15 protein-coding genes are annotated in these 14,819 nt (G+C 72.2%); 5 read left to right on the forward strand and 10 right to left on the reverse strand.

Annotation, left to right across the window (positions count from 1 at the left end; genetic code table 11):
* Positions 1-36 precede the first annotated feature (36 nt).
* Both KV381_RS37035 and KV381_RS08405 read left to right on the forward strand, forming a co-directional pair.
* Positions 37-105, forward strand: a complete 69-nt coding sequence (locus KV381_RS37035; protein ID WP_106429850.1) for a trp operon leader peptide — start codon at positions 37-39, stop codon at positions 103-105.
* Positions 106-241: 136 nt separating this feature from the next.
* Positions 242-2,140, forward strand: coding sequence for an anthranilate synthase family protein (locus KV381_RS08405; protein WP_193462304.1), 1,899 nt, complete (start codon positions 242-244; stop codon positions 2,138-2,140).
* Positions 2,141-2,153: 13 nt separating this feature from the next.
* Here the strand turns inward: KV381_RS08405 and KV381_RS08410 are convergent, their stop codons facing one another.
* From KV381_RS08410 to KV381_RS08425, 4 genes are all read right to left on the reverse strand, one after another.
* Positions 2,154-3,152, reverse strand: a complete 999-nt coding sequence (locus tag KV381_RS08410; protein ID WP_030622679.1) for a 2-hydroxyacid dehydrogenase — start codon at positions 3,150-3,152, stop codon at positions 2,154-2,156.
* Between the two features lie 97 nt (positions 3,153-3,249).
* On the reverse strand, positions 3,250-3,951 hold the full coding sequence (locus tag KV381_RS08415) for a response regulator transcription factor (protein WP_030086604.1): 702 nt from the start codon (positions 3,949-3,951) through the stop codon (positions 3,250-3,252).
* On the reverse strand, positions 3,948-5,210 hold the full coding sequence (gene macS, locus KV381_RS08420; protein WP_030086602.1) for a MacS family sensor histidine kinase: 1,263 nt from the start codon (positions 5,208-5,210) through the stop codon (positions 3,948-3,950). The genes KV381_RS08415 and macS overlap by 4 nt, the downstream gene beginning before the upstream one ends.
* 30 nt (positions 5,211-5,240) lie before the next feature.
* Entirely contained in the window at positions 5,241-6,032 is a 792-nt protein-coding gene (locus KV381_RS08425) for a 1-acyl-sn-glycerol-3-phosphate acyltransferase (RefSeq protein WP_030622678.1), read from the reverse strand.
* Between the two features lie 225 nt (positions 6,033-6,257).
* On the opposite strand from KV381_RS08425, the gene KV381_RS08430 reads away from it, so the two are divergent.
* A complete protein-coding gene (locus KV381_RS08430; protein ID WP_030086599.1) occupies positions 6,258-7,037 on the forward strand; it encodes a carboxylesterase in 780 nt (259 codons plus the stop codon).
* Positions 7,030-7,725 (forward strand): hypothetical protein, encoded by a 696-nt coding sequence (locus KV381_RS08435; protein WP_030622676.1) that lies wholly within the window; start codon positions 7,030-7,032, stop codon positions 7,723-7,725. Before KV381_RS08430 ends, KV381_RS08435 begins: the two co-directional genes overlap by 8 nt.
* A 1-nt stretch (position 7,726) precedes the next feature.
* Here KV381_RS08435 and KV381_RS08440 read toward each other — a convergent pair whose 3' ends face one another.
* The 6 genes from KV381_RS08440 to KV381_RS08465 form a co-directional block, all read right to left on the reverse strand.
* Positions 7,727-8,482: an endonuclease/exonuclease/phosphatase family protein gene (locus KV381_RS08440; RefSeq protein WP_030622674.1), complete on the reverse strand. Its 756-nt coding sequence runs from the start codon at positions 8,480-8,482 to the stop codon at positions 7,727-7,729.
* An 83-nt stretch (positions 8,483-8,565) separates the two neighbouring features.
* The gene (locus tag KV381_RS08445; protein ID WP_030086593.1) at positions 8,566-9,507 is read right to left on the reverse strand and encodes an ROK family glucokinase; all 942 of its coding nucleotides are present in this window, start codon (positions 9,505-9,507) and stop codon (positions 8,566-8,568) included.
* Between the two features lie 97 nt (positions 9,508-9,604).
* A complete protein-coding gene (locus KV381_RS08450; RefSeq protein ID WP_030086590.1) occupies positions 9,605-10,075 on the reverse strand; it encodes a DUF5304 domain-containing protein in 471 nt (156 codons plus the stop codon).
* Between the two features lie 82 nt (positions 10,076-10,157).
* Positions 10,158-11,345, reverse strand: a complete 1,188-nt coding sequence (locus KV381_RS08455) for an ArsA family ATPase (RefSeq protein ID WP_218784998.1) — start codon at positions 11,343-11,345, stop codon at positions 10,158-10,160.
* Positions 11,346-11,350: 5 nt separating this feature from the next.
* Positions 11,351-11,800, reverse strand: coding sequence for an SRPBCC family protein (locus tag KV381_RS08460; protein WP_030622669.1), 450 nt, complete (start codon positions 11,798-11,800; stop codon positions 11,351-11,353).
* 109 nt (positions 11,801-11,909) lie between these two features.
* Positions 11,910-12,716, reverse strand: a complete 807-nt coding sequence (locus KV381_RS08465; protein WP_086778875.1) for a metallophosphoesterase — start codon at positions 12,714-12,716, stop codon at positions 11,910-11,912.
* A 279-nt stretch (positions 12,717-12,995) separates the two neighbouring features.
* Between KV381_RS08465 and KV381_RS08470 the strand changes: the two genes are divergently transcribed.
* Positions 12,996-14,792 (forward strand): long-chain fatty acid--CoA ligase, encoded by a 1,797-nt coding sequence (locus tag KV381_RS08470; RefSeq protein WP_030086583.1) that lies wholly within the window; start codon positions 12,996-12,998, stop codon positions 14,790-14,792.
* The last annotated feature ends 27 nt before the right edge of the window (positions 14,793-14,819 follow it).

The following is a 14,819-nucleotide window of genomic DNA, read 5'->3' on the forward strand; positions in this document are numbered from 1 at the left end:
CGCTCCGATGCCCGGAACGTCCGCTAGGGTCGCAGCATGTCGACGCAACAGATCCAGATCTCGATCCAGAACTGGTGGTGGACCGCTCATCCGGCGGCCCGCTGATTCATCGCGCTGACACTTCGCGAAGGCCGCCCGAGGGGCGGCTTTTTCTGTGTTCAGGAGCCGTTCCTCTCCCTGTGAACCCCGTGCGGATCCCCTGTGGGCCCCGTACGGACCGTCCGGAAGGAACCTGCTCCCCATGTCCCAGACCTCGTCCCCGTCCGCCGCCGCCCTCGTCCGCCGGCTGCTCGCCGACGACGCCCCGCCCTTCGCCCTGCTGCGCCGGCGTACGCCCGGCCGTGACCACGATCACGTCGAACTGCTGATCGGCGGGGTGCGGGAGGCGGAGCGGCTGGCCGATCTGCCGGTGGGCGCGTCGCCCGCGCTCGCCCTGGTGCCGTTCCGGCAGATCGCCGAGCGCGGCTTCGACGTGCGCGACGACGGCACCCCGCTGAGCGTGCTGGTCGCCGACGAGACGCATGAGCTGGAGCTCGCGGAGCTGCTGGCGGCGCTGCCCGCCCATGACGTGAGCGTGACGGACCACGGCTTCGACGTGCCGGACGAGGAGTACGCGGACATCGTGCGGCGGGTGATCCGGGACGAGATCGGGCAGGGCGAGGGCGCGAACTTCGTGATCCGGCGGACGTTCCGGGGCGAGATCCCCGGCTTCGGGCGGGCGGACGCGCTGGCGCTGTTCCGGCGGCTGCTGGCGGGCGAGCGGGGCGCGTACTGGACGTTCGTCGTCCACACCGGGGCCCGCGTGCTGGTCGGTGCCAGCCCCGAGGTGCATGTGCGGATGTCCGGCGGGACGGTCGTGATGAACCCGATCAGCGGGACCTACCGCTACCCGGACGGGGGGCCCACCGCCGAGAGCCTGCTGACGTTCCTCGGCGACCGCAAGGAGAGCGAGGAGCTGTCCATGGTGGTCGACGAGGAGCTGAAGATGATGTGCACGGTGGGCGACATGGGCGGGGTGGTCGTCGGGCCCCGGCTCAAGGAGATGGCGCACCTCGCGCACACCGAGTACGAGCTGCGCGGGAAGTCCTCGCTGGATGTGCGGGACGTACTGCGCGAGACGATGTTCGCGGCGACCGTGACCGGCTCCCCGGTGCAGAACGCGTGCCGGGTCATCGAGCGGTACGAGCCCGGGGGCCGCGGCTACTACGCGGGGGCGCTGGCCCTGCTGGGCCGGGACGCCAGCGGGGCGCAGACGCTGGACTCGCCGATCCTGATCCGTACCGCCGACATCGCCCCGGACGGCTCGCTCGGGGTGCCCGTCGGCGCCACGCTCGTACGCCATTCGGACCCGGAGAGCGAGGTCGCCGAGACGCACGCCAAGGCGGCCGGGGTGCTGGCCGCCCTCGGTGTGCGGCCGGGCCGCCCGACGGCGGAGGCGGACCGGCCGCGGCTGGCCTCCGACCCCCGGGTGCGGGCGGCGCTGGACGACCGGCGCGGTTCCCTCGCCCCGTTCTGGCTGCGGATGCAGGAGCGGGTCCGGGATCTGGCCGGGCACGCGCTGGTGGTGGACGGCGAGGACACGTTCACCGCGATGCTGGCCCATCTGCTGCGGGCCTCCGGTCTTGACGTCTCGGTGCGCCGCTACGACGAGCCGGGGCTGCGCGAGGTGGTCCGGGCGCACGAGGGGCCCGTGGTGCTGGGCCCCGGCCCTGGGAATCCGGGCGATCTCACCGACCCGAAAATGCGGCTGCTGCGCGAGATCACCGCCGAGCTGGTGCGGGACCACCGGCACGGGCTGCTGGGCGTCTGCCTCGGGCACGAGCTGATCGCGGCGGAGCTGGGACTGGAGATCGTGCGCAAGGCCGTGCCGTACCAGGGGGCGCAGACCCGGATCGAGCTGTTCGGGCGGCCGGAGACGGTGGGCTTCTACAACAGCTTCACCGCTCGGTGCGACGGCCCGGCCGCCGCCGAGCTGGCCGCGCACGGCATCGAGGTGAGCCGTGACGAGGAGAGCGGTGAGCTGCACGCGCTGCGCGGACCGGGCTTCGCCTCGGTGCAGTTCCACCCGGAGTCGGTGCTGACCGTGCGGGGCTCGGCGATCGTGACGGAGCTGCTGGCGGGGCTGCCCGTGCCGAGCTGAGGCAGGGCGCCCTCTAGGGAGTCCTGGGTACGAGGACGTTCTCGCTGTGGCGGCGGGCCAGGTAGTCGGTGACGTTCTGGACGGTCGCGTCGACGATCTGGCCCACCGCGTCCTCGGTGTAGTACGCCTGGTGGGAGGTGACGACGACGTTCGGGAAGGTCACCAGGCGGGCGAGGGTGTCGTCGTCGATGCCCTCCAGCGACTTGTCGAGGAAGAACAGTCCGGCCTCCGCCTCGTACACGTCGAGTCCGACGCCGAGGAAGCGGCCCGCGCGCAGTTCGGTGACCAGAGCGGCGGTGTCGATGAGGCCGCCGCGGCTGGAGTTGACGAGGATCGCGTCGTCCTTCATCGCCTTGAGGGCGGCCTCGTCGATGATGTGCTGGGTGCTGGGCAGCAGCGGTACGTGCAGGCTGATCAGGTCGGCCTCGGCGAACAGCCGGTCCTTGTCGACGTACTCCATGCCCAGTTCGACGCAGGCCGGGTTCCGGGCCACGTCCCAGCCGAGCAGCTTCATGCCGAAGCCGTGGGCGATCCGGGTGAACGCCTCGCCGATCTTCCCGGTGCCGAGCACGCCGACGGTCCGGCCGCGCATGTCCCGGCCGAGCAGTCCGTCGAGGCGGAAGTCGAAGTCACGGGTGCGGCTCGCGGCGCGGATGATGCGCCGGTTGACGGCCATGGCGAGCGTCCAGGCGAATTCGGCGACCGAGTACGGCGAGTAGTACGAGACCCGGGCGACGCGCAGGGCCAGGCGCTCGGCGACCTCCAGGTCGATGTTGTTGAAGCCGGTGGAGCGCTGGGCGATCATCTGCGTGCCGCCCGCGGCGAGCGTCTGGAGCACCGGGGAGCCGAGGTCGGCGTTGACGCTGGTGGAGATGATCTCGTGACCGGCCGCGATGGGCGCGGTGTCCCGGTTCAGGAAGACGTCCAGACAGCGGACCTCGTGCAGCCCCTCGAAGGCCTTCTCGATCAGGGGCTTCTCGTCGGACTGCACACCGAAGGCCAGGATTTCCACGGGTTCTCCCGAGCTGTGTCTGGAGGGCAGGACAGGGGCAGCGCCGCATATACGCGAATATCGCGCATATTACGGCGCTGCTTCCGGGCCCGCCGGATCAGACGTCGTCGAGGCCGCGCTCGATGGCGTAGCGCACGAGCTCCACCCGGTTGTGCAGCTGGAGCTTGCCGAGGGTGTTCTGCACATGGTTCTGCACGGTGCGGTGCGAGATGACCAGGCGTTCGGCGATCTGCTTGTACGAGAGCCCCTTGGCGACCAGCCGCAGCACCTCGGTCTCCCGGTCGGTGAGCTGCGGGGCCTTGGGCTCGTTCGACGCCACGGGTGCGGGGTCGGAGGCGAGCCTGCGGTACTCACCGAGGACCAGCCCGGCCAGACCCGGGGTGAAGACCGGGTCGCCGGCCGCGGTGGAGCGGACGGCGTCGGTCAGCTCCTGGGTGGAGGCGGACTTCAGCAGATAGCCGGTGGCCCCGGACTTCACCGCCTCCAGGACGTCGGCGTGCTCGCCGCTCGCGGAGAGGACCAGGACCCGCAGGCCCGGGTGGGAGCCGACGAGCTCCTTGCAGACCTGGACGCCGGGCATGCCGGGGAGGTTCAGGTCGAGGACCAGGACGTCCGGGCCCACGGCCTTGGCCCGGCGGACCGCCTGCGGGCCGTCCCCGGCGGTCGCGACGACGTCGAAGCCGGACTCGGCCAGGTCGCGGGCGACCGCGTCGCGCCACATGGGGTGGTCGTCGACGACCATCACCTTGATGGGCCGGTCCGCCGCCCCTTGCTCGTCCTGCGGTGTGTTCGTGCTCATCGGGCCGATCCTGCCTTCCCCCGGGAAACCTTCGGTGCTTTCGGAACCTTCAACTCGACCTCGCAGCCCTGTCCGGGCACCGAGATCAGCTCTGCCGTGCCGCCCAGGTCGCGCAGCCGGCCGCGGATGGACAGCGCGACCCCGAGCCGCCCCTCCCCCTCCGCCTGGGCGAGCCGCCCCTCCGGGATGCCGGGGCCGTCGTCCCGGACGGTGACGATCACCTCGTCCGGCTCGTCCTCGACCAGGATCCACGCCTGGGCGTCCGGGCCGGCGTGCACCCGGACGTTGTCCAGGGCGGCGCTGACGGCGGCGGCCAGCTCCCGGGCGGACGCGGCGGGCAGGAGCACCGGGGCGCCCGGTTCGGCGAAGCTCGTACGGGATCCGGCGTGCGGGGCGAGCAGGGCCCTGAGGTCACAGGTGACCCCGTCGCCGGAGCGCTCCGCCTCGTCCGCCTCGTCCACCTCGACCGTGCGGACCACGGCGCCCTCGGCGGCGTCCTCGGAGACCCGGGTCGGCGGGACCAGGCCGCTGGAGACCAGGGTGCGCAGGGCGACCTCCTGTTCCCCGGCCATCCGGCCCAGCTCGGCCGCCTCACCGCCGATGGCGGTGCCCCGGCGCTGCACCATGGCGAGGACCTGGAGGACGCTGTCGTGGATGTCGCGGGCGAGCCGTTCGCGTTCGCGGGTGGCGGCCTCGATCTCCAGGGCGCGGGCGAGGGTGCGCTCACTGGCGCGGGCGACCTCGACGACGTACCCGATGGCGATGGAGGCGACCCAGACCAGCAGGACGTTGTGGTAGGTGTCCCGGCTGGGCTCGCCGCGCTGGATGATGTTGGCGGCGGCGACGAAGGTGGAGGCGAAGGCCGCCCACCGCCAGCCGCCCTTGATCGCGAAGGCGAGGACCGCGCCGGCCGTCCAGATCGACGGCAGCGTCGGGCCGTCGAAGGACTGGCTGTCGAAGTCGGCGAGCGGGGTGAGCAGGATGCCGGTCAGCGCGACGACCAGGTCGGCGACGAGGAAGCGTTTGGTGCAGCTCGCCGCCGAGCGGACCTTCGGCAGCGTGGCGAGCGTCCAGACGAAGAGGAACGCCAGATACGCGACGGCCACCCAGGGCCGCTCGAACCTCTGCTGGCCGGCGTTGTCCTTGCCGAAGATCGCGAGGAGCACCGCGTAGATCATCGTCAGGACGCGGTAGCCCGTCAGCGCACGCCACAGCGGCAGCTCGACCGACATCCGTACGACCCGCTCACGCTTGGCCATGGCCCACCCCCCGGACGGTGAACGACGCGGTTACGCGCCGGACCGTTCCGTTCCGTTCTCGTCGCTCGCGGCGGCCTGCTTCTGGGCCCGCTTCGCCTCGTCGGCCCTGGCCTTCGCCTCCTCCGACCTGGCCTTCGCCTCGTCGGCGATCTGGCGCTTGGCGGCGGTGGCGTAGATGTCCACGTACTCCTGGCCGGAGAGCTTCATGATCTCGTACATGACCTCGTCGGTCACCGAGCGCAGGATGAAGCGGTCGCCGTCCATGCCCTGGTAGCGGCTGAAGTCCAGCGGCTTGCCGATCCGGATGCCGGGGCGCATCAGCTTGGGCATCACCTGGCCGGGCGGCTGGATCTTCTCGGTGTCGATCATGGCGACCGGGATCACCGGGGCTCCGGTGGCCAGCGCGACCCGGGCCAGACCGCCGGGCTTGCCCCGGTAGAGGCGGCCGTCGGGCGAGCGGGTGCCCTCGGGGTAGATGCCGAAGAGGCCCCCGCTCTCGACGACCTGGATGCCCGCCCTGATCGCCGCCTCACCCGCGCCGCGGGCTCCGGAGCGGTCGACGGGGAGCTGGCCGACGCCCTTGAAGAAGGCGGCGGTGAGCTTGCCCTTCACTCCGGGTGCGGTGAAGTACTCGGCCTTGGCGATGAACGTGACCTTGCGGTCCAGCACGGCCGGGAGGAAGAACGAGTCGGAGAACGACAGGTGGTTGCTCGCGAGGATCGCCGGACCGCGCTCGGGGATGTTCTCCAGGCCCTCCACCCACGGCCGGAAGGCGAGCTTCAGGGACCCGCCGATGGAGAACTTCATTGCGCCGTAGATCAACTCTTGTGCCTCCTGTGTGCTGTCGGTCAGACCTTAACCTGTGCGGCCGTCGCGGCCTCTGCCCGGCAGGGGCCCCGGCTGCGCACCCGGGCCCAGCGGGGCGGCCTCCGGGGGCGTGACGGCCCTGGTCGGTGTCGGTCCGGTCGCGTACGGTGAAGTCATCCGTCGAGCACTCCCCCAGGTGCCCCGCCCGCCCCCACCCCGTCCCATGAACAGGAGACCCTGGTGCCGGTCCTCCCTGGAGCCGAGCCGTTCCGCCACGAGGGCGGAGAGGTCGGCGTCCTCCTCTGCCACGGCTTCACCGGATCCCCGCAGTCGCTGCGCCCCTGGGCCGACCACCTCGCCGAGCGCGGGCTGACGGTCTCGCTGCCGCTGCTGCCCGGCCACGGCACCCGCTGGGAGGACATGGCGGTCACCGGCTGGCAGGACTGGTACGCGGAGGTCGACCGGGAGCTGCGGGTCCTGGCGGAGAAGTGCGAGCAGGTCTTCGTCTTCGGGCTGTCCATGGGCGGCGCGCTGAGTCTGCGGCTGGCGGCCAAGCACGGGGACGTGATCAGCGGTCTGGTGCTGGTCAACCCGGCCAACAAGGTGCACGGCCTCTCGGCGTACGCGCTGCCCGTCGCCCGTCACCTGGTGCGGACGACGAAGGGCGTGGCCGACGACATCGCGCTGCCGGGCTCGCACGAGGTGGGCTACACCAAGGTGCCGCTGCACGCCGCGCACTCGCTGCGGAAGTTCCTCCGGCTGGTCGACGGGGAGCTGCCCCAGGTGACCCAGCCGGTGGTGCTGCTGCACAGCCCGCAGGACCATGTCGTGCCGCCCGCGGACAGCGCGCGGATCCTCGGCCGGATCTCCTCCACGGATGTTTCGGAGATCCTGCTGGAACAGAGCTACCACGTGGCGACGTTGGACCATGATGCGGAGCGGATCTTCGATGAGAGCTACCGGTTCATCGGCCGTCTCGCACCGAACGTCGGGATGAAGGGGAGCACGTCCGGTGGCTGAGCACGACGCGGAACGCACAGGCAGCGACGAGGAGCGCGAACCGCGCGCCACGGAGCCCGCGGCCGTCCCGGAGGGGACGAAGCCGGCCGGCGACGGGGGCGCGGAGCAGGAGCGGGCGATCGACGAGGACGCGGCGTGGGCCGCGATCGTCGCGGGGTACGGGGAGGAGCCGCCGGACCCGCCGGGCGCCAAGCCGTTCAAGTCCATCGAGGACCTGGCCCTGCTGGAGGACGACCAGCGCAATGTGACCGGGCCGGACGACGGCTCCGCCGGTGACCCGGCGGACAAGGGGTCCGGCAAGACGCCCCCGAAGCCGCCGGAGAAGAAGCCGCTCGGCAGTTCCGTGGTCTTCGCGCCCGGCGTCGCCGGTCCGCGGGACTACGAACTGCCCGAGTCCAAGGACGACGGCATCGATGTGCCGGACGACGCGGACGAGGGTCATTTCGTGCCCCCGGAGCCGCCGCCGCTGCCGGAGGCCGACGTCACGGCGAAGTTCGCCTGGCTCGCGGTGATCGGCGGGCCGGTGCTGATGCTGATCGCGGTGCTGCTGCGGTGGGAGATGACGTGGTGGCTCACCACGCTCTGCATCGGCGGCTTCCTCGGCGGCTTCGCCACCCTGGTGGCCCGGATGCCGCACGACGACGATGACGACACCTACGGCGACCCGGGGCGCGGCGCGGTCGTGTAGGTCAGCGCGTGACGGGCACCCTGAGGGCGGCCAGGACCGGCAGATGGTCCGTGGCCGCCCTCAGGTCGTCCTCGCTCACCCCGGGCAGTCCGCTCGGCACCCCGCAGCCGAGCACCTCGATGCCCGGGGTCGCGAACACCGCGTCGATGCGCTTACGGGGCGCGTCGGGCGGGAAGGTGAGCTCGCCGCCCCACGGGGCGACGGCCCGGCAGTCCTGAAGCGTCCCGGCCAGCCGCCGGAAGGCCTTCCCGGTCGGTACGTCGTTGAGGTCGCCGCCTGCCACCGCGTGCTCCACGCCCATGGCCGCCAGCCGCTCCAGCAGCAGGTCCGCCTGGGCGAGGCGTTCGTCGCGCTGGAGGCTCAGATGGCAGCTCAGCACCCCGAGCCGGGCCCCGGCGATCCGCACCACGGCGGTGGCGAAGCCCCTGCGGTGCAGGCCGGGGGTGAGCGGCAGCAGGACGTCCTCGGTGCGCTCGACGGAGGCCCGCAGCGAGCAGAGCAGCAGCGGCCCGGCGGCGGTGGCCCCGCCGCTCAGCACCACCAGACCGCTGCTCTTCGCGAGCCTGGCCGCGGCCTTGCGCCAGCGGAAGAAGCGCGGGGCCTCCTGGACGAGGACCAGGTCGGGCGCGCAGGCGCTGATCACCCGGGCCAGTGCGGCGGTGTCGTCGTGCAGGGAGCGGACGTTGTAGCTCAGCACGCGGATCACGGCTGAACCGTCCGGCTCGGTACGGGAGTCGGGCAACGGCGTCAGGACCATGCGGGCCACCCTACGACGGACGCCCGCCGCTGCCCCGGAGGGCGGCGACGGGCGTCCGTCGTGCTCGGATGCGGCCGGGCCGGTCAGCCCTGGCGGGCCAGGTCGGCCGCGCCCACGAGCCCTGCCTTGCCGCCGAGTTGAGCGGCCAGCACCTGGGCGTGCGGGCGCCACTCGCCGCCGATCAGCCAGCGCCGGAACGACTTGCGGATCGGGTCGAGGACGAGCTCGCCCTCGTCCGAGACGCCGCCGCCGACGATGAACGCGGACGGGTCGAACAGCGAGGCGAGGTCGGCCAGTCCGGCGCCGGCCCAGCGGGCCAGCTCGCGGAAGGAGTCGATGGCCACCGGGTCGCCCTGGCGGGCGGCCTCGCTGATGTGCTTGCCCTCGATGCCGTCCACCGAGCCGTCGCCGAGACCGAGCAGGACGGCGGCGTTCTCGGGGGTGGCGTTGGCGCGCTGCTTGGCGTACCGGACGAGCGCGCGGCCGGAGGCGTACTGCTCCCAGCAGCCCTGGCTGCCGCAACCGCACAGCAGTCCGTCCGGGACGACCCGGATGTGGCCGAACTCGGCGGCCACGCCGAAGCGTCCGCGGCGCAGCTTGTTGCCGATGATGATGCCGCCGCCGAGGCCGGTGCCGAGCGTGATGCAGATGACGTCGTCGTGGCCCTGGCCGGCCCCGAAGCGATACTCGCCCCAGGCCGCGGCGTTGGCGTCGTTCTCGACGACGACGGGCAGGCCGACACGCTGCTCGACCTTGTCCTTGAGCGGTTCGTGGCGCCAGTTGATGTTCGGTGCGAACAGGACGGTGGCGCGCTTGTCGTCGACGTAACCGGCGGCGCCGATGCCGACGGCCTCCACGTCGTGGCCCTCGCTCGCCCCGGCCACCGCCGCGCAGATCGCGTCGACGATGCCTTCGGCCGTCGGCGGGGTCGCCACCTTGAACGTCGAGAGGATCCGGCCCTCTTCGTCGACCACTCCAGCCGCGATCTTCGTGCCGCCGATATCGACGCCGATGGTGAGTCCCATGAATCCCTCAGTTTCGGTCGAGCCCCGCTAGGGGCAACCGTACCCGAGGCGTGGCCCGGCCCGGCCGGGGCCGGTCGGTCCCGGCCGTTGTGTCCGGTCAGTCGAGGTCGATGCGTTCGGTGCCGGAGGGGCCTTCGTCCCGGGGGTCGGACGGGTCCTCGGCGGCCTGCTTCGCGGGGCCGGCGGTGCCCGCCGCGCCCTCGGTGGTGCGGGTCCAGCGGCTCTCCTGGCCCTCGACCGCGGAGCGGTAGGCGGCCAGCAGCTCGTTGCCCGCGGCGGCGAGGTGGTCGAAGAGCTCCGGGTTGCGCTCGATGACGGGTTCCACGGCGGACTTCGCCTGCCGGATGGCCTGCTGGACCGCGCCCTGGGCGGCGACGCCGAGCAGCGGGGTCTGGAGCGAGGAGACCTTGTCGGCGACTGCGTCGACCAGCTTGCGCAGCTCCTCGGCGGCGGAGCCGGGTGGCGTACCGTACTGCGCCCGGCGGCGGGCCTTCTCGGCGGCGAGGTCCTCGGCGCAGGCGTCGGCCCACGCGTCGCCGTCGACGGGACGATCGGTGGCTTCACTCATGGCGGACTCCTGCGACGCGGGCGGCCGACGGTCGGCCTGCGGTTCACGTACCACCGACGTTACCCGAATGGCCGCACGCCGTTCAGGAGGTGCGCGGCCACAGGGCCGGATCCGGGGTGAACCGCACCCGCAGCACCCCGTCGGCCAGGGCCGCGCCGGAGACGGTGCAGCGGCGCAGCGCGGAGGCGATCCGGATGATCCGGTGGAAGGGGCCGACGGTCAGGAGCAGTTCGTCGCCCCGGCGGACCAGGCGCAGGTCCTCCTTGGCGGCCCCGGGCAGCGGCAGGCACCAGGTGAGGACCGTCGGCGTCTCCTCGGCGCCGGTCTCCTCCTCGGTCCACCAGGGGTCCTCGGCGCGGCCGGGCGTGCGGTCGTCGGGGGCGGGGAGCTCCAGCGCGGCCAGGTCGTCCGGGCCCTGCGGGTCGCGGCCCAGGTGGGCGGCCTCGTGCACGGGGACGTCCGGGGCCACGTCCTGGTTCCAGTGGTCCAGGCACTTCTCCTGCTGGGCGGCGAGCGCGGCGAACCAGGGGTCGGAGGAGTGCCGGGGCAGCACCCGGGAGGCGACCAGCAGGTCGGCGCTCAGTCCGTGCAGAGCGAGGCCGGTCCGGGCGGTGCGCAGGGCGTCCTCGGCGGCCGGGCCCGGCTCCGCGACCAGCCGGAGCGTGGTGGAGCCGTCCTCGATCAGGGCCTGGACGGCGGCCAGCTCCTCGTCCTTGCGGGCGGCGGCCTCGTACAGCCACTGCGCGGGCATCGGGACCCCGGCGAGCTGGGCGAGGACCGGGCGCAGGGCGCGGGCGGCCTGGCGTTCGGCGGGGAGCAGCCGGCGCAGATAGCGGCGCAGCTGCTGCGGCAGGGCGAGCAGGGCGAGGGCCTCGGTGAACGGCGGGAGGTCGACGACGAGGGTGTCGTAGCCGGACCAGTCGCCCTCGGCGGCCCGGCGCAGCGTGTGCAGCAGGGCGAGCTGCGCGGAGCCGGGGAGTTCGGTGAGCTCCTCGCCCTCCAGCCGGCCCGCGCCGAGCAGGTCCAGGACGCCGGAAGCGCGCTTCTGGAGTTCGGTGAGTTCGGCGCGGAAGTGCTCGCCGGAGTCGATACGGGCGTGGTCCAGGCGGTCGGCGACCCGGGTGGGTTCCGTACCGGCGGGGAGGCCGGGTATGACCTCGGCGGAGATCAGGAGGGTGCGGTCGCCCCGTGCGGCGGCGGCCAGTGCGGTGGCGGCGGCGACGGTGCTGCGGCCCGCGCCGCCGAGGCCGGTGACCAGTACCGTACGCACGGCTCTCAGGTCCCCGGGGCGGACTCGACGCGCTTCTTCAGACCGGCCAGGGCGCGGTCGATGATGACCTTCTCGGCCTTGCGCTTGATCATGCCGAGCAGCGGGATCTTGACGTCGACGGCGAGCCGGTAGGTGACCTCGGTGCGCTCGCCGCCGCCGATCGGGGCGAGCGCGTAGGTGCCGTCCAGGGAGCGCAGCATCTGAGACTTGACCAGGCTCCAGCTGACCTCGTTCTCGCCGGTCCAGGTGTAGGAGAGGACGTGGTCGTCCTTGATCGCTCCGGCGTCCAGGACGAGGCGGACCTGCTCGGCGCGGCCCTGGTCGTCGGTGGAGAGGACCTCGGCCTCCTTGACCTCGCCGGTCCACTCCGGGTAGCGGGCGAAGTCGGCGATCACGCCCATGACGTCGGCCGGTGCCGCCTCGATCGTGATGCTCGAGCTGGTGTGTTCAGCCATCGCCGTGGCCCTCCAGTGCGGTGTTTCCGGTCGCGTTCGGCAGGAGCCTGCCGCTGTGCAGGCTATCGCGTGCCCGGGGCGCTCCGGTCCACGGCCCGGCCGCCCGCGGTCACCAGGTGAGCGCCCAGGGCTTTCCGGTCGAGGCGAAGTGGCCGACGTTGACGCACTCGGTGGTACCGATCCGCATCCGGCGGACCAACGGCTGGTGAACATGGCCGAAAAGCGCGTACCGGGGGCGGGTGGCGCGGATCGCCTCCAGCAGGGCGGTGCTGCCGCGTTCGAAGCGGCGGGCGACGGTGTCGTACGTCAGCTCGGGGACCTCGGGCGGGATGTGCGAGCAGAGGACGTCGACCGGGCCGAGCGCCTCGACCTTGGCCGCGTACTCCTCGTCGCTGATCTCGTACGGGGTGTTCATCGGGGTCTTGAGGCCGCCGCCGACGAAGCCGAAGACCCGGCCGCCGATCTCGACGCGCTCGCCGTCCAGCACGGTGGTGCCGGGGCGGGCGTACTCCGGCCAGAGGCCGGGGACGTCGACGTTGCCGTAGGTGGCGTACGTCGGGGTGGGGAAGGCGGCGAAGAGTTCGGCGTACTGCCTGCGTACCGCGCCGAGGATCTCGGTGTTGCGGTCGCGGCCCGCCCACAGTTCGCGGCCGAAGGCGCGGGCCTCGTCGTAGCGGCGGGCGGTGCGCAGGGCGACGATGCGGGTGGCGTTCTCCTTGCCGAACAGGTCGGGGAAGATGCCGCGCGAGTGGTCGGCGTAGTCGAGGAAGAGCACCAGGTCACCCAGGCAGATCAGGGCGTCGGCGCCGTCCCCGGCGCGGGCCAGGGCCTCGGTGTTGCCGTGCACGTCGCTGACCACGTGTATCCGGGTGGACCGGGCGGCCGAGCCCCCGTTGTCCGGTTCGCTGCCTCGCATGGGATCACCCTAGGCCGCCCGTTCCATCGCTGGGTAGACCGTCCGGACCTGCGGTTACTTCCACGTCGGGACACCGGTGGACTACTGTGCGCGAAAGGGCCATTTATATGTGTGATGCATAAGACATCTGGCCGGAACCCCCTATCCGGAACCGCGTACCGGTGGGTAACGTCCGGGCAGTCCAGTTGTGCTCACCCCACTGAGCACCCGCCATTCTTGGACCGCAGCCGGTGCGTCACACAGAGCCGTGGCACCGGAGCCCGATGAGGAGCAGCAGTCTTGCGCGAGTTCAGCCTTCCGGCCCTGTACGAGGTCCCGACGGACGGCAACCTGACGGATCTCATCCGCCGCAATGCCGCTCAGCATCCCGATGTAGCGGTGATGAGCCGCAAGGTGGCCGGCGTCTGGACGGACGTCAGCGCCACCCAGTTCCTGGCCGAGGTGAGAGCCGCCGCCAAAGGGCTGATCGCCTCGGGCGTGCAGCCCGGCGACCGGGTCGCCCTGATGTCGCGCACCCGTTTCGAGTGGGTGCTGCTGGACTTCGCGATCTGGAGCGCGGGCGCGGTGACCGTGCCGGTGTACGAGACCAGCTCCGCCGAGCAGGTGCAGTGGATCCTCGGTGACTCCGGGGCGGTGGCGGTGCTCGTGGAGAGCGACGCGCACGCCGCCTCCGTGGCCTCCGTACGGGACGCGCTGCCGGAGCTGGAGCACGTCTGGCAGATCGACGCGGGCGCCGTGGAGGCGCTCGGCAAGGCGGGTGCCGAGGTCTCGGACGAGACCATGGACCTGCGGATGCTCAGCGCCAAGGCGGACGACCCGGCGACGATCGTCTACACCTCGGGCACCACCGGCCGTCCCAAGGGCTGTGTGCTCACCCACCGCAGCTTCTTCGCGGAGTGCGGCAACGTGGTGGAGCGGCTGAAGCCGCTGTTCCGTACGGGCGAGTGCTCGGTGCTGCTGTTCCTGCCGGCCGCGCACGTCTTCGGCCGGCTGGTCGAGGTGGCCTCGGTGATGGCCCCGATCAAGCTCGGCTGCGTCCCGGACATCAAGAACCTCACCGACGAGCTGGCCTCGTTCCGGCCGACGCTGATCCTGGGTGTGCCCCGGGTCTTCGAGAAGGTCTACAACGCGGCCCGCGCCAAGGCGCAGGCGGACGGCAAGGGCAAGATCTTCGACCGGGCCGCCGACACGGCGATCGCCTACAGCCGGGCGCTGAGCACCCCGCAGGGGCCTTCGCTCGGTCTGAAGCTCCGGCACAAGCTCTTCGACAAGCTGGTCTTCGGCAAGCTGCGCGCGGTGCTCGGCGGCCGGGGCGAGTTCGCGATCTCCGGCGGCGCCCCGCTCGGTGAGCGGCTCGGCCACTTCTACCGGGGCATCGGCTTCACGGTCCTGGAGGGCTACGGCCTGACCGAGACCTGTGCGGCGACCGCGTTCAACCCGTGGGACCGGCAGAAGATCGGCACGGTCGGCCAGCCGCTGCCCGGTTCGGTCGTACGGATCGCGGACGACGGCGAGGTGCTGCTGCACGGCGAGCACCTGTTCACCGGGTACTGGAAGAACGAATCCGCCTCCGTCGAGGCGCTGGCCGACGGCTGGTTCCACACCGGGGACATCGGCACGCTCGACGAGGACGGCTACCTCGCGATCACCGGCCGCAAGAAGGAGATCATCGTGACGGCGGGCGGCAAGAACGTCGCCCCGGCCGTCATCGAGGACCGCATCCGCGCGCACGCCCTGGTCGCCGAGTGCATGGTGGTCGGCGACGGGCGCCCGTTCGTCGGCGCGCTGGTCACCCTGGACGAGGAGTTCCTCAGCCGCTGGGCCGAGGAGCACGGCAAGCCGGCCGGTTCGACGGCCCTGTCGCTGCGTGAGGACGCGGAGCTGCTGGCCGAGGTGCAGCGGGCGGTGGACGACGGCAACGCGGCGGTCTCCAAGGCCGAGTCGGTGCGCAAGTTCCGTATCCTGCCCGCCCAGTTCACCGAGGAGGCGGGCCACATCACGCCGTCGCTGAAGCTGAAGCGGAACGTGGTGGCGAAGGACTTCGCGGACGAGGTGGAGTCGATCTACCGCGCCTGAGGGGATACGTCGGAGGGGCCCGCGCCT

This window comes from Streptomyces sp. WY228 (assembly GCF_019287315.1).
Classification (GTDB): Bacteria; Actinomycetota; Actinomycetes; order Streptomycetales; family Streptomycetaceae; genus Streptomyces; species Streptomyces caviscabies.